The organism is Serratia sp. 22278 (assembly GCF_052045405.1).
Lineage (GTDB): Bacteria > Pseudomonadota > Gammaproteobacteria > Enterobacterales > Enterobacteriaceae > Serratia > Serratia marcescens.
In genome coordinates this window covers 432186-457334 of record NZ_JBQEOW010000002.1, presented here as the reverse complement: position 1 = coordinate 457334, position 25149 = coordinate 432186, and the positions used below count along the sequence as shown (strand labels likewise).

Below are 25149 nucleotides of genomic sequence, written 5' to 3'. Positions count from 1 at the left end.
GTTATGACAGGATCAAGCAGATGAGGGAGAATAAAATAAAAAGGAGTTAATACATTTGGTTAGTTCGTATCGCACGACATACGCTCCCCAACGACGGGGAGCGATAAGAAAAACTCAGTTCCCCGCGACCTCGCACCGGTAGTCCTGAATTTCGCCGGCCGAGCCCAGGTTCAGATCGGTCAGCTTCAAACGGTTCGCCAACAGCAGCATCTCGCCCTGTGGGCTGACCGCCAGCGCCAGGCCGTAATTGCCGATGCTGTCGCCCTGCTCGACCACATAGTTCTGCAGTAAACGGAAAGGATCTTCCTGGGTTAAATCGGTGCCCGCCAATTTTCTGGCCAGATATTGGTGGCCGACCAATTTCACCGCCAGCGGCCGCCACTGTTGATCTAATTGTTCCGCCTGCTGCCCCAGCGCGTTATAGACATCCTGCCGCAAGCAGGCAACGTGAATATGCAGCTGATTCTGAGAGCGACCATATTTTGAATTGACCGCCAGAGAAACCCATGCGTCTTTTAACGGTTTACCCAGCTCGCTGGATATATGTTCGCGGTTATTCCAGGCCTGGGCGAAATAAGGTGGCGTTCGCTCCGCTTGCAATATCGGACTCTCGATGCCGCTGACCTTTTCGGTCGGCATCACCAGATCGTGATAGGGGCCTTTGCTGTCCTTAAACAGCACATAACCCTCGGTTAAATCAACCTTTAAACAGGGCGCCGGATCGTTGTTCTGCTGCTGATTGGGCACGCACTGTTGGCTGACGATTTGCCACAGCGCATTCGGATTACCGCGCCCGAAGAACCACCACAGCACCGCCGCCAGCAGCAAAATGACAAGCAAAATAATTAATAGTCTGAAAAGTCTTTTCATCGCGACTCCCTGTTTACCTATTCCATCTTGAAAGAAGCGACAGCATAAACCAAGGCTCCGCCCACCACCAAAATATTAGCCTTAACGTCACCTTTTATTGACGTCTTGTTAGCAATGCAAATTAAAAAAACCACGCCCACCTGAGTAATTTAAGGTAAATTAATACCGCAGGTTGAATATGAGTGTGATATAAGCAGCCGGACTCTCTTTATATAAGGAACCGATAAGATGCCAACGATGGGCAAATCCCTGCATTATCTCGACGTGGGCTCAGGCTTTCCGTTGCTGCTGGGCCACAGCTATCTGTTCGATCTGAACATGTGGGCACCGCAGTTCGAGGCGTTGGCCAAACGCTACCGCCTGATCGTGCCTGATCTCTGGGGACACGGCGACTCCCCGGCGCTGCCGCCTGGGCGAAGCAGCCTGTCGGATATCGCCGCCGATCATTTGGCGCTGATGGATCATTTGGATATTGCAGAGTTCGGCATCGTCGGCCTGTCCGTCGGCGGCATGTGGGGCGCGGAACTGGCGGCGCTGGCGCCGGAGCGGGTGAAAGTGTTGGCGCTGCTGGACAGCTACCTGGGCGACGAAACGCCGGAGGCTCGGCAGCGCTATATGGGCATGCTGGCCGCCGTGGAACAGGCCGGCGCCATCACGTCACCGCTGCTGGAGTACATCGCCGCGCAGTTTTATTCCGACGAAGTACCCGATGCGTTGTCGCAGCCATTGCTGGCCCATCTGCAGAGCCTGCCCGCCGAGCGCCTGCGCGAGAGCATCGTGCCGCTGGGCCGGATGATCTTCGGCCGCCCCGACAAGCTGGCGCTGCTGGAAAACATCACCGCCGCCAGCATCGTCATCACCGGCGCGCAGGATAAACCGCGTCCGCCGACGGAGGGCCAGCGCATGGCGGATCTTCTCGGCTGTCGGCATGTGCTGATCCCCAATGCCGGCCATATCAGCAACAAAGAAAACCCGACGGCGGTCAACGAAACGCTGCTGGCGTTTTTGGCTGAAAACACCACTCCGCTGTTTTGGTGAGATTCTCCGGGCCGTCAGGCCCGGAGATTCCCTTCAGACGAAGCCTTAGGGAGGGGGAGGCTACATCCGGCGTTTATTGACCAATAGACGTCAGACCCTGGCGGATCCCTTCGTCAGCCTGCTGGCACCATGTCTGCAGACCCTGTGGCGCTTCCTTTTCCAACGCAACCACTTTGCCGTCGTCGTTCAGCACATTGCCTTCACGGCCCATCGCTTCACGCTTGTCACCGTCGCGGGTGTCGACACCGCCGGGGATCGCCGCCACGTAGGCCACCATTTTCTTGGCGTTGTCGATGCTGTCCGCTTTCAGGAAACCTTTATCGACGCAGTAAGACATTAGCCCGCTGGTATTACGCGTAATGTCATAGACGTTTTTCAATGCAGCAGGATCCATCCCTTCGGCATTAGCGGTATTGAACAGGCCCAGAGTCGCGGCAATCATGCCGGTCAGAATGCTCTTTTTCATTGTTATCTCGTTTTAATAATGAATTATTTAGCTTTGAATTATTCACAAAAATAATGTGAATGTCGGTACGGTATAACGGCGACTCAGATTAACACAACCCTGATGCGTTAATAACTGTGATTAAGTTAACCTCCAACAAAATAAAAATGCATGATGGGGTTATTATTCCGCCCGGCGTCAGTTTTTTACGCGCGACATTAACCGCACCCAATTCAATTTAAAATAGTCTCACAGGGAATTATTTACAACGGAAGCGTTGATCTGCGGTCAATCGCGCCCTCGCCCTTTGCTAAAACCACAGGCGTGGCATAGCCTGTTAAGACGCGCCACGCCTTAGGGGAAGGAGAGCCGCATGAACCATTCCGTCCGGCCGCCGCAATGCGACGACAAAACCATTCTCGATATCACGATGAATTTATATCTCTATCCGGCGGCGCTTATTGCGCACCGCCTGGGCATCTTTGAGTTTATTGCTCTGCACCCCCGCAATCTGACCGATATATGCGCTCAGGCCAATGTGGAAAAACGCCCGGCGGAGACGCTGGTCATGGCGTTAGTGGCATTGAAATTGATCGCCAGAGACGGAGAAACATTCTCTCTGACGCCGGAAGCGGAAATCTTTTTGTTAAAAAACAACCCGCATTACTTCGGCTATTTTTGGGATTTGATGATTGAAAACAGCGAGATTTTCACGCTGCAAAACCTGGAAAGCGCCATCAGAAAGAATACTTCGCAGGTGTATGGCGAGCAGGAGCTGTTTGAAACGCATACGCTCGACGCCGACAGAATGCGGCGTTTTACCCACGCCATGCACAGCCTGAGCATGGGATCGGCCAGCGTTTGGCCTACGTTGCTGCCCCTCGGCGCCTCCGGCGCCCATGCCATCAGCCTGGCGGCCCACTGGCCGGCGCTCACGTGCACCGTGTTCGATCTGCCGGAGGTGTGCCCGCTCGCCGCCGACTACGCACGCCATTACGGCCTCAGCCACCGCATCGGCACCCACAGCGGCGATATGTGGCGCGATCCCTACCCGGCGGCGGACCTGCACCTGTACTCCAATATTTTCCACGACTGGCCGATGGACAAGAACCGCTTCCTGGCGCAAAAGAGCTATGCGGCCCTCCCACCCGGAGGCAGGATCGTGATCCACGAAGTGCTGTACAACGATGACGGCGACGGCCCGCCTGCCGCCGCGGGGTACAGCCTGATGATGATGGGATGGACGCAGGGCCGCCAATACTCCGGCAAGGAAATCGGCGGCCTGCTGCGCGACATCGGCTTCGGGCCCGCTCAGGTGCTGCCGTCGCTCGGCTATTTCAGCATCGTCACGGCGCAAAAACCCCTGACTTAACGGTTAACCGATCGCGCCATGCGGCTGTAGGTATGGCGCACGCCGCGAATTGCCACGCTGTAGGCGAAGATGTTTTCTGGCAGCGCCAACCCCAAATAGCCGGTATCGCCGATATGATGCAGATCGGCGCCGGCCATTTTGCTCATCAGCGCAATCTGCCGCACGGTCTGCACGTCGGCCCCCTCTTGCGAGGTGCCGATCGCCGTCATCGCCAGCGCGCCCTGCCGCTGGGCAAAGGCGATCAACGCCGCCACTTTCTCCTGCGACATGCCGGGAATGGTGCCCGGCGCCGGCAACAGCACGATGTCCGCGCCGTTTTCCACGAACAGCGCGATGTCCCGCTCGCCGATCAGCTGGCTGCCGCTTTCGCGCACAATGCCCGCGCCGTGCATTTTGCCGGTCACCAGCACCATCTCGTCGCCCACTTCATCGCGGATCGCTTTCAGCGCGGCGGCGATCGCCTGATTGCTGACGCCGTTGTTCGGGTTGCCGGTCAGCACCAGCATGCGCGCGCCGAGTTGATACAGTTTACGGGCATTTTCGGCGGTGGCGGCGCGGCCCGCCGTCATCTGCCAGAAGTCGTTATGTTCGGTGGCGAAAGCCGGATCGACAGCCTCCAGGTTCACCCCGATCACCCGCCCGGTCAGGCGCTGCAGCGTGCGCAGCGCCTCCTGCGGCGGCACGTCGGCGGGCAGGCCCGCGATATGCGGACGATCGACGTCAAACAGGTTCAACAGCAACAGATCGGCGCCCTGACTGGCCGCCAGTTCGGCATTGGTGACGTTATTGAGCAGCGGCTGAGTGACCGCGATGGTTTCGCTGACCAAAATGCGCCCTTCGCTGGCGCGTATGGCGTAGAGCAGATCGGCTTTGCCGATATCGGCCAGATCGCTGGCGCTGCAGTCCAGATACCGTTTCATGAGGCAAGCTCCGGTGACATTAGCGGAAAGGATGGATCCCCCTCTCCCACCGCAGTGAAAGAGGGGGAAAAGGTTACTTCAGCGTAAAGCTTTGCGCCTGCACGTTGTCGGAATCCAGGCCGACGAACACGTTGAATTTGCCCGGCTCCGCCCCCCATTTCAGGCTGGCGTTGTAGAACTTCAGATCGTCTTCGCTAATCGGCAGTTCGACCTGCTGCGACTGACCGGCCTTCAGCATCACTTTCTTGAAGTTGCGCAGCTCCTTCACCGGCCGGCTGACCGAGGCTGTCACGTCCTGCAGATACAGCTGCACCACCGTGGCGCCGTCGTACTTGCCGGTATTCTTCAGCGTGACGCTGGCGGTTAGCTTGCCGTTGCGCGCCATCGTCGGGCTGGATAATTTCAGATCCGACAGGCTGAAGGTGGTGTAGCTCAGGCCGTAACCGAACGGATACAGCGGGCCGTTCGGCGAATCGAAGTAGCGTGAGGTGTACTTGCCCGGATTCTCCTTGCCGAACGGACGGCCGGTGTTCAGGTGGTTGTAGTACATCGGGATCTGGCCGACCGAGCGCGGGAAGGTCATCGGCAGCTTGCCCGACGGGTTATAGTCGCCGAACAGCACGTCCGCCACCGCGTTGCCGCCCTCGGTGCCGCTGTACCAGGTTTCCAGCATCGCGTCCGCCTGCTCGCTCTCCCAGCTCAGCGCCAGCGGCCGGCCGTTCATCAGCACCAGCACCAGCGGCTTGCCGGTGGCTTTCAGCGCGGCGATCAAATCGCGTTGGCTCTGCGGGATCGTGATGTCGGCTCGACTGGAGGCCTCATGCGCCATGCCCTGCGATTCCCCCACCACCGCCACCACCACGTCGGCCTTGTTCGCCGCCTGCACCGCTTCGTCGATCATCTGCTGCGGCGAGCGGGTATCGAACGCCACCGCCGGCTCATACTCGTTCAGATAGTCGATGATGCCTTTATCCTGCGTGACGTTGGCGCCCTTGGCGTACAGAATGCGCGCCTTGTCGCCCACCGCCCGCTCCAGCCCTTCGCGCAGGGTGACCGACTGTTTGACCACCCCGGCGGCGGACCAACTGCCCATCACGTCGCGCTGGCTGTCGGCCATCGGCCCGACCAGCGCGATGGTCGCCTGCTTGCTCAGCGGCAGCGTCTGCTTATCGTTCTTCAGCAGCACCATCGTCTTGCGCGCCACCACCCGCGCTTCGGCGCGATGCAGACGGCTTTCGGCGTTGGTGTCCTGCGGATCGGAACCCGCCGGGCCCAGATGCACATACGGATCGGTGAACAACCCCATGTCATACTTGGTGTTCAGCACGTCGCGGCAGGCGCGGTCGATATCGCTTTCAGGCACCAGCCCGTCCTTCACCAGACCCGGCAGGTACTTGTCGTAGAACTCGTCGCTCATGCTCATGTCGACGCCGGAGGTGATCGCCAGCCGCACCGCGTCGCGCGCGTCGGCGGCCACGCCGTGTTTAATCAGCTCTTTGATCGCGCCGTGGTCGCTGATGGTGATGCCTTTAAAGCCCCACTGCTCGCGCAGCAGATCTTTCAGCAGCCACGGGTTGGCGGTGGCCGGCACGCCGTTGATCGCGTTGAGCGACACCATCACCCCGCCGCTGCCGGCGTCCACCGCCGCTTTGTAAGGCGGCAGATAGTCCTGATGCATGCGCAGCGGGCTCATGTCGACAGTGTTGTAGTCGCGGCCGCCTTCGACGGCGCCGTACAATGCAAAGTGCTTGACGCTGGCCATCACCGAACCGGGTTTGGCCGGATCGCCGTTCTGGAAACCGTCGACCATCACCTTGGCGATTTTCGATACCAGCCAGGTGTCTTCGCCGAAGCCTTCGGACACCCGGCCCCAGCGCGGATCGCGAGTGATATCGACCATCGGCGCGAAGGTCATGTTCAGGCCGTCGTCGCTGGCCTCCTGCGCCGCCACGCGGGCGCTGAGCGCAATGGCCTCCAGATCGAAGCTGGCCGCCAGCCCCAGGCTGATCGGGAACACGGTGCGCTGGCCATGCACCACGTCATAGGCGAAGAACAACGGGATTTTGAGGCGGCTGAGCTGCATCGCCTGATCCTGCATCACCCGGATATCCGGCCGGGTAACGGTATTGAAGATGGCGCCGATCTGCCCTTTGCGGATCCCCTCGCGGATCGCTTCTTTCGGGTTATCCGGCCCGACGCTGATCAGCCGCAGCTGGCCGATCTTCTCTTCCAGCGTCATCTGCTTCATCAAATTGGACACGAAGGCGTCGCGCTGCTGGGCGTGAATGCCCTGCGTTATCGGCGTTTCCTGCGCAAAAGCCGGACTGAGGGCCAGACCGGACAACATACTCACCACACAAAGCCATTTCATCTTGTTTTATCTCAGGCGTGTTTCCGCCGCCAAAGCCGCGGGGTTTAATCGGAGTGAAGAAACAGTTTGCCACACTCTGTTTCATCGCCAAGGGAATTCGCATCGCTAATGTTTACAAAGCATTACAGGTTATCGGCAGGTAATTCTGCAGCCGGGCGCGGCTGTCGGCGGCCTCCGCCGACAGAAAATCGACCAGCGCGGTTAACGTCGGCGGCGCCACCGTGCGTTCAGGATAGACCAAATAATAGGCCGCGCCGCTGCTGACGCAGAGCGGGAACGGCGTCACGACGCGCCGCGCCTGAATATCCTCCTCCAACAGGCACAGATCGCCGATGGCGATGCCAAACCCTTGCAGCGCCGCGCTCATCGCCAGATCGAGGGTATCGAAATGCTGGGCCTTGCCGGACGGCAACGCATCGGCGCCCGCCGCCTTCAGCCAGCGCAGCCAGTCGCGCCGATCGCGCGTCGGGTGCAGCAGAGTTTTGTCCGTCAAGTCCGCCAGCCGAGGCGCCGGCGGCAGAAACGTCGGCGTGCAGACCGGCGTGAGGATTTCGTCGAACAGCAGGTGCGCGGTCAGCTTTTTGCCCGGCGGCCGGCCGAATAGCACCGCGGCGTCAAACTGCTCGGCGCTGAAATCCAGGCCGTGTGACACCGAGGCGGTCAGTTCGATGTGCATATCCGGCCGTTCATTCTGCAGGCGAATGATGCGCGGCAGCACCCAGCGCATGGCGCAGGTCGGGCATTTGATGCGCAGCGCCCCCGGCGGGGCTGCGGCCCGCGTCAGGGCTTCATCCAACTGCCCCAGCGCCTGCTGCACCGGCGCCAGCAGCTGCGCGCCCTGCGGCGTCAGCGTCAGACCGCGCGCCTGGCGGCTGAACAGCGGATACCCCAGGCGCTGTTCCAGCCCAAGGATTTGCCGGCTGACCGCCCCCTGCGTCAGGTGCAGCTGCCGGGCGGCATGGGTAAAGTTAAGGCGTTGCGCCACCACCACGAAGGTTTTCAACACGTCGAGCGACGGCAGGGATATCGGCATAGCGTGCCTCGATTAGGTATGATCGTAGTGCATGGCAAGTATGACAAACTTTCCCTTGTCCGCCTACGCCGGCTGATGCTTAATCGCTCAACACTTCCCTGTTTGCCTGGAGCCCATCATGCAGAGCGCTTGCTCATCCCGCTCGAAGCTGCCGGACGTCGGCACCACTATCTTCACCGTCATTGGCCAACTCAGCGCCGAACATCAGGCCCTCAATCTGTCGCAGGGCGCGCCCAATTTCGCCGGCGATCCGCAGTTGATCGAGGCAACGGCGCAAGCCATGCGCGCAGGTCATAACCAATACGCGCCGATGAGCGGCGTGGCGGCGTTACGTGCTGCTCTGGCGGAAAAAGCTGAACGATTGTATGGCGCGCGCTATGACGCCGACGAAGAAATCACGGTGATCGCCAGCGCCAGCGAAGGGCTGTACTCGGCGATCAGCGCGCTGGTGCATCCCGGCGACGAGGTGATCTATTTCGAACCGGCGTTCGACAGCTATGCGCCGATCGTGCGCCTGCAGGGCGCCACGCCGGTGGCGATCAAACTGTCGCTGCAGGATTTTCGCGTCGACTGGGACGAAGTGGCCGCCGCCATCAACGGCAAAACGCGCATGATTATCGTCAACACGCCGCACAACCCGACCGGCGCGGTGTTCGACGCGCAGGATATCGACCGCCTGACCGCCCTGACCCGCGACACCGACATCGTGATCCTGTCCGACGAGGTCTACGAGCACGTGGTGTTCGACGGCGATATTCACCACAGCATGGCGCGCTATCCGCAGTTGGCGGAACGCAGCGTGATCGTGTCGTCGTTCGGCAAAACCTACCACGTCACCGGCTGGCGCGTCGGCTATTGCCTGGCGCCGGCGGCGTTGATGGACGAAATCCGCAAGGTGCACCAGTTCATGGTGTTCTCCGCCGATACGCCGATGCAGCACGCCTTCGCCGCCGCGCTCGCCAACCCGCAGAGCTACCTGAGGCTGGCGGCGTTTTACCAACAAAAGCGCGATCTGCTGGCCAGCGCCCTGCAGGATTCGCGCTTTGAGCTGCTGCCCAGCCGCGGCAGCTTCTTCATGCTGGCCCGCTTTAGCGGCTTCAGTCACGAAAGCGACAATGATTTCGCCGTGCGCTTGATCCGCGAAGCGAAGGTGGCGACGATCCCGCTGTCGGCGTTCTACAGCGACGGCACCGATACCGGCCTTATTCGGCTGAGTTTTTCCAAAGATAACGAGACCCTGCTGGAAGGCGCGCGTCGCCTGAGCCAGGTGTAATTTTTTGTCCGACCATGGGAAAGGGGCACTGCCTATGAAAGCTTTGAAAACGCTGTTCGCCGCCGGATGCCTGCTGGCCGCCGGCTCTTCTCTGGCGGCGGAAAACAGCCTGCGCTTCGGTCTGGAAGCGCTGTATCCGCCGTTCGAATCCAAATCCGCCAGCGGCAAACTGGAAGGGTTCGACATCGAGTTGGGCGACGCGGTGTGCGCCGCCGCGCAGTTGCAATGCAGCTGGGTGGAAACCTCGTTCGACAGCCTGATCCCAGCGCTGCAGGCGCGCAAGTTCGACGCCATCAACTCGGCGATGAACGTGACCGAACAGCGGCGCCAGGCGATCGCCTTTACCGACGCCATCTATCAGGTGCCGAACCGCCTGATCGCCAAAGCCGGCAGCGGCCTGCTGCCGGACGCCAACGCGCTGGCGGGCAAACACGTGGGCGTGCTGCAAGGCTCGATTCAGGAGATTTACGCCAAAACCCATTGGGCGCCGGCGGGCGTGGATGTGGTGTCTTACCAGGATCAGAATCAGGTGTATCTCGATCTGGCGGCCGGTCGGCTCGACGCCACGCTGGTGATGGCGCCCTCGGGGCAAAGCGGCTTCCTGTCACAGCCGGACGGCAAAGGCTTCGCCTTCGTCGGCGAGGCGGTGCGCGACGACAAAATCCTCGGTGAAGGCATCGCCTTCGGCCTGCGTAAAGGGGATGAGGCGCTGAAGAAGAAACTGGATGTCGCCATCGCCAAAGTGAAGCAGCAAGGCACGGTGGCGGCGCTGTCGAAGAAGTATTTCGGCGATATCGATGTGACGGTGAAGTGATGGACGGGGGCGGCACCGCCGCCCCCTGCCGCGTTTAGCGATCGAACACCGAACTGTTCAGCGCGCGATCCTGCTGGTGGCGCTCCAGCGCCAATTCGATCAGGCGCGTGATCAGCGCCTGGTAGCTGACGCCGCTGGCGGCCCACAGCTTGGGATACATGCTGATGTTGGTGAAGCCCGGCAGCGTGTTGATCTCGTTGATCACCACCTGGTTGTCCGGCGTCAGGAACACATCCACCCGCGCCAACCCGAAGCACTCCAGCGCGCGGAACGCCTTCAGCGCCACCTCGCGGATGTGGTCGCTCACTTCCGGCGCGATCGCCGCCGGCACCACCACCTGAGCGCCCTGCTCATTGATGTATTTGGTGTCGTAGGAGTAGAAGGCGTCGCTCAGCACGATCTCGCCGCACACGCTGGCCTGCGGATCGTCGTTCCCCAGCACCGCGCACTCGATCTCGCGGCCGACGATCGCCGACTCCACCAGCACCTTGTGATCGAAACTGAAGGCCAGTGCCACCGCCGCGTCAAACTCGGCGCGGTTTTCCACCTTGCTGACCCCGACCGACGAGCCCTGGTTAGCCGGCTTGACGAACAGCGGCAGGCCGAGGCGCTCGCTCAGTTGCTCAAACGTGAAGCCGGCGCGGTTGGCGCGCGTCAGGGTGACGAACGGCGCCACCGCCAGCCCGGCGTCGCGCAGCAGGCGCTTGGTCACGTCTTTATCCATGCTGACCGCCGAGCCGAGCACGCCGGCGCCGACGAACGGCATATTGGCCATGCGCAGCAGCCCCTGCAGCGAGCCGTCCTCCCCCAGCGTGCCGTGCACGATCGGGAAAATGACGTCGAGCTGGCCCAGCGCGCCGGCGCTGCCCGCTTCGATCAGCTGCTGTTTTTCCTGGCCCGGGATCAGCGCCACGTTCTTGTTCGAGCGGTTCAGCGCGATCAACGCCGGATTCTCGGCGTTGAGCAGGTAATTGGAGGCGTCGTTGATGTGCCACTGCCCCTGTTTGTCGATCCCCAGCAGCGTGACGTCAAACTTCTCTTTGTCGATTGCATCCACAATGTTTTTGGCCGACTGCAGCGACACCTCATGCTCCGCCGATTTACCGCCAAAAATCACCCCAACACGTAGTTTAGTCACGCCTTAAATCCTTCTGAAAAATCATGGCAAAAAAGTCGTTCATCACAATAAACGCATTGCCTGGCGGCGGCAATCGTTGTTGCCAGAATCTTCTTACGCCACAGAATGCCACATCGCGACCATCCCAAACGTATACACTTCGTATATTGTTCATTTATGGAGACGCCGATGGGCATCGTAAAAATTTCGGACGCGCTGCATGACGATCTGCGCCTCGCCAGCCTGACCATGACGCGTTCGATCAATGCGCAGGCCGAGTACTGGATCAAGATCGGCATGCTGGCGGAGTTCCATCCGGAACTGACTTACCCGCAACTGGTAAAAAAAATGATGAAAGATAACGCGCTGACGCTGAAGGAGATTGTCGGGTGAAACAGATTGTGATTAAAACGCCGGAAGAGATTGCCAAAATGCGCCATTCCGGCGCCCTGCTGGCCAAAGTGTTTGCTATGCTCGATGAGGTCATCGTCGAAGGCATCTCCACCATGGAGATCAACGACCGCGCCGAGGCGTTTATCGTCGAAGAGCTGAAGTCGCGCCCGGCCAGCAAGGGGCAGTATGATTTCCCCTATGTGCTCAACACCTCCGTGGACGACGTGGTATGCCACGGGGTGCCGTCGGCCAGCAAAATCCTGCGTTCCGGCATGATCGTCAACGTGGATATCACGCTGGAAAACGGCGGCTATATCGCCGACTCCAGCAAGATGTACTGCATCGGCCAGGTGACGCCGCTGGCCAAACGGCTGGTGAACAACGTCTATGAATCGATGTGGCAGGGCATTCGCGCGGTCAAACCGGGCGCCACCCTGGGGGATATCGGCCACGCCATCCAGCGGCACGCCGAGCAGGCCGGCTACAGCATCGTGCGGGAGTATTGCGGCCACGGCATCGGCCGCGACATGCACGAAGAGCCGGCGGTATTGCACTACGGTCAACCCGGCAGCGGCATGGCGCTGCAGGAAGGCATGGTGTTCACCATCGAGCCGATGATCAATCAGGGCGACCGCCGCATCAAGCAGAAGAAAGACGGCTGGACGGTGGTGACGCGCGACAAAAAACTGTCGGCGCAGTGGGAGCACACCGTGGCGGTCACCGCCGACGGCGTGGAAATCCTGACGCTGCGCGACGAAGAGCGCCAGGCCGGCTACGCCGAGCGCTACTAAACCCGCAAGCCATTAGCCCACCAAGCTAATAGCTTAATAAGTTATTTAATTGATAACCTCTTAGCTTATTGCGCGGCACCCCGGCGCCGCGGTTAAGGCGACGGGGATGACAGGGAGACAGGCAGCATGCAGTCAGGCAATCAGACGTTTATCAATCAGCTCAAGGACATCGTCGGCGGCCCGCAGCTGTTGACCGGCAATCGCAACACCGAGCGTTATCGCAAGGGCTTCCGCTCCGGCGAAGGCCAGGCGCTGGCGGTGGTGTTTCCCACCAGCCTGCTGCAGCTGTGGCGCATTCTGCAGGCCTGCGTGGCCGCCGACAAAATCGTCATCATGCAGGCCGCCAATACCGGCCTGACCGAAGGCTCAACCCCCAGCGGCAACGACTATGATCGCGATATCGTCATCGTCAGCACCCTGCGCCTCGATCATATTCAGGTGCTGGACAACGGCAAGCAGGTGGTCGGCTTCCCCGGCAGCACCCTGCACCACCTCGAGAAATTGCTCAAACCCTACGGCCGCGAACCGCATTCGGTGATCGGCTCCTCCTGCATCGGCGCCTCGGTGATCGGCGGCGTATGCAACAACTCCGGCGGCTCGCTGGTGAAACGCGGCCCGGCCTATACCGAAATGGCGCTGTACGCCCAGTTAGGGGAAGACGGCCAGCTGCGCCTGGTGAACCATCTGGGCATCCGCCTCGGCGACACGCCGGAAGAGATCCTCACCCGGCTGGAAAAAGGCGACTATCGCCCGGAGGACGTCGAATACGGTGAGCTGCGCGCCTCGGATAACGAATACGCCAGCCGGGTGCGCGACGTCGATGCCGACACCCCTTCCCGCTTCAACGCCGACAAACGCCGCCTGTACGAAGCCTCCGGCTGCGCCGGCAAACTGGCGGTGTTCGCGGTGCGGCTCGACACCTTCGAGAAAGAGGGCAAAGAGCAGGTGTTCTATATCGGCACCAACGACACCGCGGTGCTGACCGAACTGCGCCGCCACATGCTGAGCAAATTCGAAAACCTGCCGGTGGCCGGTGAATACATGCACCGCGATATCTTCGACATCGCCGAGGTGTACGGCAAAGACACCTTCATGATGATCGACAAGCTCGGCACCGATCAGATGCCGCGCTTCTTCACTCTGAAGGGCCGCATGGACGCCAGCCTCAACAAGCTGCCGCTGCTGCCGCACAACCTGACCGATCGGCTGATGCAGGGCCTGAGCCATCTGGCGCCGAGCCACCTGCCGAAACGCATGAAGGAATACCGCGAACGTTTCGAACACCATCTGCTGCTGAAGATGGCCGGCCCCGGCGTGGAAGAGGCCCAGCGCTACCTGACCGACTATTTCGCCCAGGCCGAAGGCGCCTTCTTCGCCTGCACGCCTGACGAGGGCAAAAAGGCTTTCCTGCACCGCTTCGCCGCCGCCGGCGCCGCCGTGCGCTACCACGCGGTGCACGCCGACAAGGTGGAAGATATTCTGGCGCTGGACATCGCCCTGCGCCGCAACGACACCGACTGGTTCGAAACGCTGCCGCCGGAAATCGACAGTCAGTTGGTGCATAAGCTGTATTACGGCCACTTTATGTGCCACGTCTTCCACCAGGACTACGTGGTGAAAAAAGGCGTGGACAGCCATGCGCTGAAAGAAAAGATGCTCGAGATCCTCAACCGGCGCGGCGCCGAGTACCCGGCGGAGCATAACGTCGGCCACCTGTACCACGCCAAACCGGATCTGCAAGCGTTCTACCGCACCGCCGATCCGACCAACAGCTTCAACCCCGGCATCGGCAAAACCAGCAAACGCAAGGGCTGGGCCGAAGACCTCCGCTAAGACCGCACGATCGGCCCGCCGACGCGGGCCGCCTCACCTTCCCCTTTGGCCTTCAATGGCCCATTCAGCGTTCCGCGCGCAGCAGCAAGGAGACGATGAACGCGCCCCCCAGCCCGGCCGTAATGATGCCGATGGGCAGCTCCTGATTGGGGATCAGACTGCGGCTGAGCATGTCGCCGCCGGTCAGCAGCATCGCCCCCAGCAGGCCGCACATCGGCACGGCCAAGCGGTGGCGCACGCCCACCAGGCGCCGGGCCAGATAAGGCACCATCAGCCCGACAAAACCGATCACGCCCGTCAGCGAAACGAGAAACGCCGTGGACAGTGCGCAGCACAGAAAGGTCTCGGTGCGCAGGCGCGCGACGTTGACCCCCATCGAATGGGCGGTGTGCTCGCCCGCCAGCAGCGCGTCCAGCGCCCGCCAACGCAGCGCCGTAAACCCGGCCAGCAGCACGAAACTCGCCAACGGAATGAACAGATTATCCCAACGCGCCAGCCCCAGCCCGCCCAGCGACCAGAACAACACCGAGCCGGCCGCCCGCTGATCGCCGGAAAACACCAGGTAGCTGGTGAGCGCGCTGAACAAAAACGAGACCGCCAGGCCGCAGACGATCAGCTGCTCGGCGCGCCTGACCCGGCTGACGCGAAACAGGATCATCACCGCCATCGCGGACAAAATGCCGCCGGCGAAAGCGGACAGCGGCAACGTCAGCGCGCCCAGCGCATCGCCGAAGCGCGTGATGACCAGCACCGCGCCGGCGGAGGCGCCGGAGGAGAGCCCAAACAGAAAAGGATCGGCCAGCTCATTGCGGGTGGTAGTCTGCAGTAACGCGCCGGTCATCGCCAGCCCGGCGCCGGTCAACGCCGCCAACAGGGCTCTGGGCATTCGCAGTTGCACGACGATGGTATCCAGCATGCCGGAGAGGGGCGCCGAACCGAGCCCTAACGCCGCCAACGCCTGCCGCCATGACAGCGCGACACTGCCCAGCTGCAGGCTCCAGATCATTAGCCCGCACAACACTGACAGCGCCAGCGGCGCGAGCAGCATAAACCGCCGGATCGGCGAGTTCATTCAGCCTCCGGCGCGTACAGCGCCCGCGCCAGCTTTTCCACCGCGCCGATGTTGGCCGGCCCCGGCGTCAACTCCGCATACTGCAGTTTCAGATAACGATGGTGCCGTACCGCGGGCGTCAACTTCATCAACGGGTGAGACTCGAGGAAGCGCCGCAGCGCATCGGCGCCTGACCCGGTCTGGTAATCCAGCAGAATAATGAAGTCGGGCTCGGCCGCCGCCACCGCCTCCCAGGACGCCGTCGTCCAGCTCGCCGGCAAACCGTCCATCACGTTGCGGCCGCCCGCCGCTTCGATGATCGCCGTCGGCATGGCGTATTTGCCGCTGGTGAAAGGCTTCTCCTCCCCCGAGTCATAGACGAACACTTTAAGCGGCGGCTGGCCCGCCGGCCTGGCGGGAAGCGCAGCCAACCGGCGCCGCCAGCCCTCAACCAGCGCGGCGGCCTCTTGCGGCTTGCCGAAAATCTTGCCGAGCTTCAGCTCATCGTCATACAGCAGGTTCATATCGGCCTTCTGCGGCCGCCCGCCGGCCTGTATGCAGCTCTCGCTCAGTACCAGCGTTTTGATGCCGAACGGGGCGAGCTTCTCCGGCGTGACGTCGCCGCCGATCTTCATGCCGTAATTCCAGCCGGCGAAGAAGAAGTCCGGCTGTGCCGCCAGCAGCGTTTCCAGAGCGGGATATTTCGGCGCCAGTTCGGGAATGGCGCCCATCGAGGCCTTGAAATCGGGCGTCAGTTTGTACCAGCCGGTAATGCCGGTCAGCCCGACAATGCGATCCTGCAGATGGAGCGCAAAGGCCATCTCGGCCATGTTGATGTCGTTGATGACGGCGCGTTGCGGCGCCTGGTTGAAGGTGACCGGCGTACCGCAGCTTTCTACGGTGACGGGAAATTTTTCGGCCGCCGCCGCCCCGCCGGCCAGCAGCAGGAGCAGGGGGAATACGCGTGTGTTCATGTTTCTCTCTGGTTTATCAAGCGCAATGGGGAACGTCAAAAATACGCAGCGTTTTCCCGCTGACGGGGTGCGCCACCTTGAAGCTGTTCATGCCGAACACCGGCAAAATCACCGGGGTCTGCAACACCGCCTCGGGCGTGCCACAGGCCACCTGGCGGCTTTCGTTGAGCACCAGGATCCGATCGGCAAACGCCTCCGCCACGGGCAGATCGTGCAGCACCGCAATCACGGCGATATCTTTATTCTTCACTAGCGACAGCAGCGCCGAGCGCCCGGGCGGATCGAGGTGATTAGTCGGTTCATCCAGCAACAACAGGTCGGGAGACTGCGCCAACGCCCGAGCCAGCGCGGCGCGCTGACGCTGGCCGCCCGAGAGCCGCCCCAACGGATGGTGTCTGAGCTGCGCCAGCCCGGTTTCCCCGATGGCCTCGTCAACGATGCACTTTCCCGTCGCAGAGCGTTCGCCATGCGGTAAACGGCCCAACGCCACGTAATCCTCGACCGACAGCCGCAAATCCGGCAGATCGTTTTGCGCCAGAAAGGCGATGCTTCTGGCGCGCTCCGCCGCCGGCCACGCGGACAAGGCACGCCCCCGCCAGTAAATGCCGCCGCTGTCCGGCCGCGTTTCGCCGATCAGGGTGCGCAACAGGCTGGACTTGCCGCTGCCGTTGGGGCCGATCACCGCCAGCTTCTCACCGGCGCGGAGCGCGAAATGGATGGTGTCGAGTATCAATGCCCCGCCGTGGCCGGTCAGGCTAATTCCATCAACATGGAGGATGTCGTGAACTGAATTCATCATGCATTAATTGTTATATTATAACATACCAATATTTTTACCACGATTGCTCGCCTTCTGCAAAAGCGAATCGCAACGTCTTCTGCCGCACGCGCTGCGTCAACACTACGTGGCAAAAGCAACATAGCACACCTTTTAATTAATGATAATGATTTTCATTATCATTTAATCCATTGTGATTTCCGATTGCACGCCCCGCTGAACTTGGCTATGTTTGAAGCGATTCGTCTCATTCCCGGTTTGCAGGAACCCATATGACTCCGTTGGCGCACAGCACAGATCCGACAAACGCGACCGTTCCGGCCGTCGTTTTGCTGTGTGCTTCCTCCGCTCCACCCGCCGTTTTCTCTGTCGTTTCCGCGGTTGCCGCTTACCCGCCACGCATTGTGGTCGTGCGCTAAGCCACACCGACTTTTTACCTCCGGCTTATGTTGATTTATTGCGTTCAGGCGTGGACCGCCGCGCGCGCCGGAGCCTGTAATTTTCACGACAGGTGAAATTGATATGCGATTCCCTTCTCTCTGGGCCAATGCCGGCCTGGCTACGCTGTTCGTCCTGCTCTGGAGCAGCGGCGCGATCTTCTCCCGTTGGGGGTTGGAGCACGCCTCCGCCTTCGCTTTTCTGTTCTTCCGCTGCGCCATCGCGCTGGCGGTGCTGTTGGCCATCGGCCTGTGGCGGCGCCAGTGCCTGCCCGCAGCCGGCACCCGTCGGCGCGTCGCGTTGATCGGCGTGCTGATGATCGGCAGCTATCAGATCTGCTATCTGCTGGCGTTGGAACAGGGCATTACGCCCGGCGTGCTGGCCACGTTGCTCGGCGTACAGCCGATCCTCACCCAGTTCATCACCGAGCGGCGCTGCACCGGGCTGCGCGCATTCGGGCTGGCGCTGGCGATGGCCGGGCTGACGCTGGTGGTGTACCAAAGCCTGATGGTGGCTCATTTCTCGCCGAGCGGCATGCTGTTCGCCTTTATCGCATTGGGGAGCATGACTGCCGGCACCCTGCTGCAAAAGGGCATGACGCAGCCGCCGCTGGCGGTCTTGCCGCTGCAGTATGCCATCGGGTTGTTGATGTGTACGCTGGCGCTGCCGTTTGAGCCGCTGCGGGTCGACTGGCGGCCTGAGTTCGTGCTGCCGCTGCTGTGGATGGCGGTGGTGATCTCAGTGCTGGCGACCTTCTTGTTGTATCGGCTGATCCAGCGCGGCAATCTGGTGCAGGTCACCAGCCTGTTCTACCTGATCCCGGCGGTGACCGCCCTGCTGGATTACCTGCTGCTCGGCCACGCGCTGGCGGCGCTGAGCCTGCTGGGCATGGCGGGCATCGTGCTCGGCGTGATGCTGGTTTTCCGCCGCGTATAAAGCAAAAGCCCCCGCGCCGTTCCACCGGCGCGGGGGCAACAACAGCCGTTAACTCAGAACAACCAGGAACCGTACCCCCACAGCAGCACCGTCACCCCAAGCAGCAGCTCGAGCAACAGGATACCGATAGCGAAGGTCGAGCTGGAGAAGATGAACCCTTCCTTACTGTCGATATTCAGGAAGTGCGGGATCCCCAGATTCAGCAGATAGCCCGAATAGCACAGGCCGATAATGCCGACAAACAGACACAGCCAGACGACCGGATAGAGCGCCACAATCCCGCTGAGGAACATCGGGGTCGCCACATAGCCGGCGAACACCATGCAGCGGTGCAGGCTGGGGCGCGATTCATAACGCCGCGCCATCCAGTGAATGACTTTCCCCATGGCCGCTACGCCCGCCAGCATCAGCAGGTAGAACGCCACGGCGGTATAAAGCGCGGTAAACATGTCGAGCCTGATGGCATGTCCCTCGCCGGAGAGCCAGCCCAACTGGGTGGTGCCGATAAAGGCGCAGACCACCGGGATGGCTGCCAAGAGCAACACGTGATGGGTGTATAGGTGCGAGACGCTTTCATTCTCGCTTTTGATCTGTTCGAACTCGGCGCTGGGATGCGCCAGAAGTCCCCAAACATGACTGACCATGAGACACCTCCAATCTCGCCGTAGGCCGCGATCGGCGAACGAATTTCACACCTCTGACGGACTGCTACCCGCGCGAGGATTGCGGCCACGGGGCTCTCTCCCCTGTACTCATTATAGTCTTTCGGCGAAAAAACGTGCGGAAAGCGCAACGCCGCGGCGCTTTGTCTTATACTCCCACCATGAAAACCAGGCTGTGAGGAAGGTCATGTCATCCGTTATCACCACCCGCCAGGCGGGGATCGTCGACGTCGACGCCGGGCGCAACGTTACCGTGATCGAACCCTGCAATCTGTACGGTTGCCGGCTCGGTGACGATGTCTTCGTCGGCCCGTTCGTCGAGATCCAGCGCCACGTCAGCATCGGCGCGCGCAGTAAAATTCAATCGCACAGCTTTATCTGCGAATACGTCACCCTCGGCGAAGCGTGCTTTGTCGGCCACGGCGTCACCTTCGCCAACGATCTGTTCAAAGACGGCGCGCCCAATGCCGATCCGGCCAGCTGGGGGCGCACCTGCATCGGCGATCGGGTGTCCATCGGCTCCGGCGCCACGATCCTGGCGGTGGAGATCTGCAGCGACACGGTAATCGGCGCCGGGGCGGTCGTGACCCGCGACATCACCCGCAAGGGGATTTATGCCGGCAATCCGGCGCGCCTGCTGCGGGAGCTGCCGTAATGATCCCGGCCATCCGCATCGCGGCCATTGAGGCGCTGCCCGATGATTATCTGACGCGCGGCGATTTCAGCTTCACCATCGCCTGTTACGCTCTGCCGCAGTTTGACAGCCCGGTCGACAGCTGGCCAACCCGCCCGGTGGCGCCGTTTCGCAAGCGGTATCCGCTGGCGCCGTTCGCCAACGAAGACAGCGTGACCTTCCTGGCGTATCGCCAGAATGACGCCGTTGGCCATATTACGCTGAGCAAAAACTGGAACGGTTACACCCTGATCGACGAGATCGCCGTCAGCGCTCACGCGCGTCGTCAGGGTATCGCCGGGGCGCTGCTGGACTGCGCCAAACAGTGGGCGCGGCAACAGGAAACCTCAGGTATGATGCTCGAAACGCAGAACAACAATCTGGCGGCCTGCCGCTGCTACCAGCATTACGGGTTTATTCTCGGCGGCATCGATCGTTTGCTGTACCGCGCCGAGCCGGAGATCGCCGATCACGAAATCGCGCTGTTCTGGTATTTGCCGTTCAATAGCGAAATCGGTTACTGATTTATCGAACGTCATTGAGGCTATGTTTACTTTTTAACCCCTACCATCGGATGAGAACTGTTATCACTTACTCTGATAAGCCAGCGACACCCAGGGAGGGCCGTATGAACCAGAACAAGGCTGTTTTACTGATGTTAGCTATCGCCATGAGCGGATGCGCCGAGCGCCCCGCCGCCGTCGCCCCCGCAACGCCGCCGACCGGCGTCACCGTTTCGCCGCCGGGCGTGCAGCCGGAGATGGACGCCAGCACCCGCAGCAAGCTGCGTGAGATCCTCGCACTGCGCGCCGGTTGGCCCGCCGCGCAGCCGCATGGCCGCAGCGTCGATTTGATTTCGCGCGAATTCCTCGGCACGCCCTATCTCGCCAACCGCCTGATCGGTGCGCAGAGCACGCCCGAGCAGTTGGTGATCGACTTCCGCGGGCTGGATTGCTTCACCTACATCGATTATGTGGAAGCGCTCAGCACCGCCCGCAGCGAGGCCGAGTTCGTTCAGCGTCTGGTGGACATTCGCTACGTCGACGGCAAAATCGCCTTCCCGCAGCGCAAACACTTCTTCACCGACTGGGCGCAGCGGCCGCACAAGGTGGCCGAAGACATCACCGCGCAGCTCAGCCCGCACGCCGTCACCCTCGTGAAAACCCTCAATCAAAAGGCGGACGGCGGCAGCTACCTGCCCGGTTTGCCCAACGTACAACGCAGCGTGACCTATATCCCCAGCGACAGCGTCGACGACAAGGTGCTGGCCCAACTGCGCACCGGCGATTACATCGGCATTTACACCAACCTCGCCGGGCTGGACGTGACCCATACCGGCATCTTCGTGATGACCGACAACGGCCCGGTGCTGCGCAACGCCTCATCGCGCAAGGCCAACATGCGGGTGGTCGATTCGCCCTTTATGGATTACGTGATGGCCACGCCGGGCATCGTGGTGCTGCGTTCACTCAGCCGATAATCCCCCATCGCATAACGGCTATAAGCTATAGCCGTTTATGCTGAGCGAGCGTTTGACTTCATCGGCGGTTCAGGCTTAGCTGTAAGAACAAAAAACAACTGATTTTATTGTTCTTTTCAGGGAGACTTCGATGACCTTACGCTGGCGTATCACCCCTCTGGCGGCGGCCTTCGCCGCCGTATTGGCGCTGCAGGGCTGCGATCAAAAAACCGACCAAAACCATATCAAAGTCGGCGTCATCAACGGCGCGGAACAGGACGTGGCGGAAATCGCCAGACAGGTGGCGAAAGAGAAATATGGGCTGGAGGTCGAGCTGGTCGGTTTCAGCGGCTCGCTGCTGCCGAACGACGCCACCGACAAGGGCGAACTGGACGCCAATGTGTTCCAGCACCGCCCGTTCCTCGAACAGCAAAACAAAGATCACGGCTATAAGCTGGTGGCGGTCGGCAATACCTTCGTCTTCCCGATGGCCGGCTACTCCAAAAAGATAAAATCGCTGAAAGAGCTGCCGGACGGCGCGGTGATCGCCATCCCGCTCGATCCGACCAACCTGGGGCGCGCCCTGCTGCTGCTGGAAAAAACCGGGCTGATTAGCCTGAAGCCTGGCAAAGGGTTGCTGCCTACCGCCCTGGACATCAGCGCCAACCCGCATCGTTATCAGATCATGGAGCTAGAAGGCGCGCAGTTGCCGCACGTGCTGGACGATCCGAAAGTCACCGTCGCCGTCATCAGCACCACCTACATCAACCAGACCGGCCTGTCGCCGACCAAAGACGGCATCTTCATCGAGGATAAAGACTCGCCGTACACCAACATCATCGTCACCCGCGAAGACAACAAGGACGCGCCAAACGTGCAGAACTTCATCAAGGCCTATGAGTCGGACGAAGTGGCCAAGGCCGCCGAGAAAATCTTCAACGGCGGCGCGGTGAAAGGCTGGTAATCACAGGCAAAGAGCCCCTTCCCGCTCATCATCGGGTTTTCTTATCTCACCATAAGAAAACCCGATTTACCCCGGCGGCGAGCGGCGCGCATAATGGCGTTTATCCGCTGATTTCCAAGGTAAACAGGCATTATCATGACGCTCTCCGCTCCCGTACTTAGCCTCCTTGACGCCACACCGGACGATATGTCCGCCGTGCTGCGCATTTACACCCACCACGTGCTGTACGGCGCGGCCTCGTTTGAAGAACAGCCGCCGACGCTGACGGAAATGCAGTTGCGCCTGAGCAAAGTGCGGGAAGCCGGGCTGCCCTGGCTGGTGGCGAAAAGCGAAGGCCGTATTGTCGGCTACTGCTATGCCACGCCGTATCGCCCCCGGCCGGCCTATCGCTTTACCGTGGAAGACTCGGTATATATCGCCGAAGGGCAACAGGGCAAAGGCGTCGGAAAGGCGCTGCTGAGCGCGCTGATCGCCCGCTGCGAGCAAGGTCCCTGGCGCCAGATGCTGGCGATCGTCGGCGATTCCGCCGCCAACCGCGGCTCGCTGGCACTGCACCAGTCACTCGGCTTCACCAGCGCAGGGACGTTAAAAGCGGTAGGGTTCAAGCTGGGGGAATGGCGCGACACGCAGATTATGCAGCGCGCGCTGGGCGCGGGCGACAATCGGCATCCTTGAAGGCATGGCGACGCACGATAGGGAGTTAGCGTCTATAGTGAAGAGTGATTTCATTGAGTTAGCGCCAACCGCGCGCCACCTGTAACCGGTAAGGGAGAATCAAATGAAAATTATTCTGTGGATAGTCGCCATCATCTTTATCGTGGGTTTGTTGACGATTACCGGCGTTCTCAAACTGATCTTTTAATTCATCTCATACGTCCCGCCCCTTCCGGGGCGAGACTTTTCATCATGCCTTGAAACGCGCGCGTACCGCGCCCAGCGCCGACACCGCCGCCAGCACCACGCCGCCGGCCACCAGCCCGAACGCCACGTTCAGCAGGGCCGGAACCACACCCTGCAAAAGATGGCCAAACGTCGGCACCACGGTGGTGTACGAGGCCCAGTCTTCGAACAGGTGATGCACCGGCGGCAAACCGTGGGTCAGAATACCGCCGCCGACCATAAACATGGCGACAGTGCCGACGATCGACAGCGTTTTCATCAGATAAGGCGCGGCGCGCACGATGCCGCTGCCGATGGCGCGCGCCAACGCGCTGCCTTTGCGGCTCAGATACAGCCCCAGATCGTCCAGCCTGACGATGCCGGCGACAATGCCGTACACGCCGAGCGTCATCACGACGGCGATGCCGCACAAGACGATCACCTGCTGGCTGAAGGTGGCGCCGGCGACCGTGCCCAGCGTGATGGCGATAATCTCGGCGGAGAGCACGAAATCGGTGCGTATCGCCCCTTTCACCTTGCGCTTCTCATAGGCCGCGGCGTCCTCATTGGCGCCGGGCCCGTCCGATTTTTCCTCCTGCGCCGCCTTGCCGTGGCTCAGGCTGTGAAACACCTTTTCGAACCCTTCGTAACACAGGTAGGCGCCGCCCACCATCAGCAGCGGCGTAATCGCCCAGGGCGCGAAGGCGCTGATCAGCAGCGCCAGCGGCACCAGGATCGCCTTGTTGATCAGCGAGCCTTTGGCGACGCTCCACACCACCGGCAGTTCGCGATCGGCTTTAACGCCGGTGACCTGCTGCGCGTTAAGCGCCAAATCGTCCCCCAGCACCCCGGCGGTTTTTTTCGCCGCCATCTTGCTCATTAAAGAGACGTCGTCCAGCAACGAGGCGATGTCGTCGATGAGGGTAAGTAAACTACTTCCTGCCAAAATGATTCATCCTTTTCATATTCACGGGCCATTCTATGTTTAGCATAGCGGTAAAGCGTCATAAAAGGATATGGGAGGATCTCGGAAAATGCCGGGCGGGCGTTAAGCCCCCTCGCCCGCCAGCCCCTCATCGGATTCGGTAGCGGCCGCACGCGAGATATGTTGAAGGACAAAACGATGGGCCGCAAAGACGCACGATAAATGCGTACTGCCCTCAAGCAAGCCAAAGGCGGTTTGGGCGTTGCCATGCTGTTCGACGAAGCGCTGCAAGGATTGCGCGCTGAACAACTCGTCCTGCGCTGCCGCCAGCAGCAAGGTCGGCAATCGCAGCGCCGCCAGTTGCTTGGCCGGGGTGCGCGGCGTCAATGCATTAGCCATATTGACGCTGTATTGGCAGACAAAATCGGGGGCGGCGGCCAGCACCGCCGGGGGAAAATTCAGGCTGACCGCCCGAGATTGCCCAAACCATCGCCCACCGCTAAGCGCATTGGCCACAAAAGGCCATTGACGCACCTGGGCAAAACGAGCCGTCTCCGCCAGATCGCGGGCTATGCCGGAAAATGGCCCCAGCTCGGGTGCCAGCAGGATCAGGCTGTCCGCCTGCTGTTCACCAGGGTAACGGGTCAGGTAGTTGAGCAACATCCCGGCGCCGCTCGAATGGCCCAGCAGGTGCCTGCGCGCCAACGGAAACCGGCGGCGCATTTCCGCCAGGATGACATCGACATCGCGCCAAATACGCTCAGGCCGCTCAACCGTCCCCCGCTCTCCCGTGGAATCGCCATGTCCGCGGATATCCACCAGGCACACCGCGAGCGTTGGCTCGGCCGCCAACTGGCGCGCAAGAACGTCATACCCGGCGGCGCTGTTAACCCCGCCGCCGTGATACACCACCATCACGTCTTCGCTCTCGGCAGCGTGCCGATACAGGCGATAGCTCAACCCCTCGACGCAAGCGGACGACATGTCCACATGCCTGCCCGGCCACTCGCCGTAAGACTTCGCTTGCTCAACATAGCGGTCAAAATCAATCAAAGCGCACCTTTCCATGATGTTGTCGGTACTTCCTACGGCAAAATTCCCCGCCCTCACGATGATAAGCATATGAAATAACAGCAGGAA

Annotated in this window: 25 protein-coding genes; 13 read left to right on the top strand and 12 right to left on the bottom strand. The window is 61.0% G+C overall.

The features are described from left to right. Positions 1-114: 114 nt before the first annotated feature. Complete coding sequence (locus ACTJJ6_RS06845; RefSeq protein ID WP_033633818.1) at positions 115-870, bottom strand: CDP-diacylglycerol diphosphatase; 756 nt, start codon at positions 868-870, stop codon at positions 115-117. A 237-nt stretch (positions 871-1107) separates the two neighbouring features. Here ACTJJ6_RS06845 and ACTJJ6_RS06840 point away from each other — a divergent pair, with 237 nt between their 5' ends. Then, the gene (locus tag ACTJJ6_RS06840) at positions 1108-1908 is read left to right on the top strand and encodes an alpha/beta fold hydrolase (RefSeq protein ID WP_206195445.1); all 801 of its coding nucleotides are present in this window, start codon (positions 1108-1110) and stop codon (positions 1906-1908) included. Positions 1909-1981: 73 nt separating this feature from the next. Here the strand turns inward: ACTJJ6_RS06840 and ACTJJ6_RS06835 are convergent, their stop codons facing one another. Beyond that, the gene (locus tag ACTJJ6_RS06835; RefSeq protein ID WP_004939596.1) at positions 1982-2374 is read right to left on the bottom strand and encodes a hypothetical protein; all 393 of its coding nucleotides are present in this window, start codon (positions 2372-2374) and stop codon (positions 1982-1984) included. A gap of 352 nt (positions 2375-2726) precedes the next feature. Here ACTJJ6_RS06835 and ACTJJ6_RS06830 point away from each other — a divergent pair, with 352 nt between their 5' ends. Then, entirely contained in the window at positions 2727-3725 is a 999-nt protein-coding gene (locus ACTJJ6_RS06830; RefSeq protein WP_440801538.1) for a methyltransferase, read from the top strand. On the opposite strand, the gene ACTJJ6_RS06825 is transcribed toward ACTJJ6_RS06830, so the two are convergent. From ACTJJ6_RS06825 to ACTJJ6_RS06815, 3 genes are all read right to left on the bottom strand, one after another. Continuing rightward, positions 3722-4645: a DUF7916 family protein gene (locus tag ACTJJ6_RS06825; RefSeq protein WP_048795758.1), complete on the bottom strand. Its 924-nt coding sequence runs from the start codon at positions 4643-4645 to the stop codon at positions 3722-3724. The genes ACTJJ6_RS06830 and ACTJJ6_RS06825 overlap by 4 nt on opposite strands. A 73-nt stretch (positions 4646-4718) precedes the next feature. Further along, positions 4719-7016 (bottom strand): beta-glucosidase BglX, encoded by a 2298-nt coding sequence (gene bglX, locus ACTJJ6_RS06820; protein ID WP_049299476.1) that lies wholly within the window; start codon positions 7014-7016, stop codon positions 4719-4721. Between the two features lie 112 nt (positions 7017-7128). After that, on the bottom strand, positions 7129-8049 hold the full coding sequence (locus ACTJJ6_RS06815; protein ID WP_440801536.1) for a LysR substrate-binding domain-containing protein: 921 nt from the start codon (positions 8047-8049) through the stop codon (positions 7129-7131). Positions 8050-8167: 118 nt separating this feature from the next. On the opposite strand from ACTJJ6_RS06815, the gene ACTJJ6_RS06810 reads away from it, so the two are divergent. Beyond that, positions 8168-9322 (top strand): methionine aminotransferase, encoded by a 1155-nt coding sequence (locus ACTJJ6_RS06810; RefSeq protein ID WP_440801534.1) that lies wholly within the window; start codon positions 8168-8170, stop codon positions 9320-9322. A 34-nt stretch (positions 9323-9356) separates the two neighbouring features. Beyond that, positions 9357-10136 (top strand): ABC transporter substrate-binding protein, encoded by a 780-nt coding sequence (locus tag ACTJJ6_RS06805; protein ID WP_079450936.1) that lies wholly within the window; start codon positions 9357-9359, stop codon positions 10134-10136. 34 nt (positions 10137-10170) lie between these two features. On the opposite strand, the gene ddlA is transcribed toward ACTJJ6_RS06805, so the two are convergent. Then, positions 10171-11274 carry a D-alanine--D-alanine ligase gene (gene ddlA / locus ACTJJ6_RS06800; RefSeq protein ID WP_015377061.1) on the bottom strand — a complete coding sequence of 368 codons (1104 nt, stop codon included), beginning with the start codon at positions 11272-11274 and terminating at the stop codon, positions 10171-10173. A 168-nt stretch (positions 11275-11442) separates the two neighbouring features. Here ddlA and ACTJJ6_RS06795 point away from each other — a divergent pair, with 168 nt between their 5' ends. The 3 genes from ACTJJ6_RS06795 to dld all read left to right on the top strand — a co-directional run bounded on the left by ACTJJ6_RS06795 (position 11443) and on the right by dld (position 14270). Continuing rightward, positions 11443-11646 (top strand): ParD-like family protein, encoded by a 204-nt coding sequence (locus ACTJJ6_RS06795; protein WP_006324220.1) that lies wholly within the window; start codon positions 11443-11445, stop codon positions 11644-11646. Further along, entirely contained in the window at positions 11643-12437 is a 795-nt protein-coding gene (map, locus tag ACTJJ6_RS06790; protein ID WP_049299472.1) for a type I methionyl aminopeptidase, read from the top strand. Before ACTJJ6_RS06795 ends, map begins: the two co-directional genes overlap by 4 nt. Before the next feature lie 126 nt (positions 12438-12563). Next, positions 12564-14270: a D-lactate dehydrogenase gene (gene dld / locus ACTJJ6_RS06785; protein WP_440801531.1), complete on the top strand. Its 1707-nt coding sequence runs from the start codon at positions 12564-12566 to the stop codon at positions 14268-14270. Positions 14271-14334: 64 nt separating this feature from the next. Here dld and ACTJJ6_RS06780 read toward each other — a convergent pair whose 3' ends face one another. Genes ACTJJ6_RS06780 through ACTJJ6_RS06770 form a run of 3 tightly spaced genes read right to left on the bottom strand, consistent with a single transcriptional unit; the run spans position 14335 to position 17028 of the window. Next, positions 14335-15342 (bottom strand): FecCD family ABC transporter permease, encoded by a 1008-nt coding sequence (locus ACTJJ6_RS06780; protein WP_049299471.1) that lies wholly within the window; start codon positions 15340-15342, stop codon positions 14335-14337. Next, entirely contained in the window at positions 15339-16295 is a 957-nt protein-coding gene (locus tag ACTJJ6_RS06775) for an ABC transporter substrate-binding protein (protein ID WP_049299470.1), read from the bottom strand. The genes ACTJJ6_RS06780 and ACTJJ6_RS06775 overlap by 4 nt, the downstream gene beginning before the upstream one ends. Positions 16296-16311: 16 nt before the next feature. Continuing rightward, the gene (locus ACTJJ6_RS06770; RefSeq protein ID WP_049299469.1) at positions 16312-17028 is read right to left on the bottom strand and encodes an ABC transporter ATP-binding protein; all 717 of its coding nucleotides are present in this window, start codon (positions 17026-17028) and stop codon (positions 16312-16314) included. A gap of 567 nt (positions 17029-17595) precedes the next feature. On the opposite strand from ACTJJ6_RS06770, the gene ACTJJ6_RS06765 reads away from it, so the two are divergent. Continuing rightward, positions 17596-18447, top strand: a complete 852-nt coding sequence (locus tag ACTJJ6_RS06765; protein WP_049299468.1) for a DMT family transporter — start codon at positions 17596-17598, stop codon at positions 18445-18447. A gap of 53 nt (positions 18448-18500) precedes the next feature. Here ACTJJ6_RS06765 and ACTJJ6_RS06760 read toward each other — a convergent pair whose 3' ends face one another. After that, on the bottom strand, positions 18501-19091 hold the full coding sequence (locus ACTJJ6_RS06760; protein ID WP_004939641.1) for a Yip1 family protein: 591 nt from the start codon (positions 19089-19091) through the stop codon (positions 18501-18503). Positions 19092-19296: 205 nt separating this feature from the next. On the opposite strand from ACTJJ6_RS06760, the gene ACTJJ6_RS06755 reads away from it, so the two are divergent. From ACTJJ6_RS06755 to ACTJJ6_RS06735, 5 genes are all read left to right on the top strand, one after another. Then, positions 19297-19764: an acyltransferase gene (locus tag ACTJJ6_RS06755; protein ID WP_440801525.1), complete on the top strand. Its 468-nt coding sequence runs from the start codon at positions 19297-19299 to the stop codon at positions 19762-19764. Next, complete coding sequence (locus ACTJJ6_RS06750; RefSeq protein WP_440801522.1) at positions 19764-20306, top strand: GNAT family N-acetyltransferase; 543 nt, start codon at positions 19764-19766, stop codon at positions 20304-20306. Before ACTJJ6_RS06755 ends, ACTJJ6_RS06750 begins: the two co-directional genes overlap by 1 nt. Before the next feature lie 104 nt (positions 20307-20410). Next, positions 20411-21262, top strand: coding sequence for a DUF1460 domain-containing protein (locus ACTJJ6_RS06745; protein ID WP_197783373.1), 852 nt, complete (start codon positions 20411-20413; stop codon positions 21260-21262). A 130-nt stretch (positions 21263-21392) separates the two neighbouring features. Next, a complete protein-coding gene (locus ACTJJ6_RS06740; protein WP_079449537.1) occupies positions 21393-22205 on the top strand; it encodes a MetQ/NlpA family lipoprotein in 813 nt (270 codons plus the stop codon). A gap of 135 nt (positions 22206-22340) precedes the next feature. Then, positions 22341-22880 (top strand): GNAT family N-acetyltransferase, encoded by a 540-nt coding sequence (locus ACTJJ6_RS06735; protein ID WP_048232997.1) that lies wholly within the window; start codon positions 22341-22343, stop codon positions 22878-22880. A 229-nt stretch (positions 22881-23109) separates the two neighbouring features. On the opposite strand, the gene ACTJJ6_RS06730 is transcribed toward ACTJJ6_RS06735, so the two are convergent. Together ACTJJ6_RS06730 and ACTJJ6_RS06725 are read right to left on the bottom strand one after the other, a co-directional pair. Further along, the gene (locus tag ACTJJ6_RS06730) at positions 23110-24030 is read right to left on the bottom strand and encodes a DUF808 domain-containing protein (RefSeq protein WP_028127651.1); all 921 of its coding nucleotides are present in this window, start codon (positions 24028-24030) and stop codon (positions 23110-23112) included. Positions 24031-24132: 102 nt separating this feature from the next. Then, a complete protein-coding gene (locus tag ACTJJ6_RS06725; RefSeq protein ID WP_440801518.1) occupies positions 24133-25062 on the bottom strand; it encodes an alpha/beta fold hydrolase in 930 nt (309 codons plus the stop codon). Positions 25063-25149: the final 87 nt, after the last annotated feature.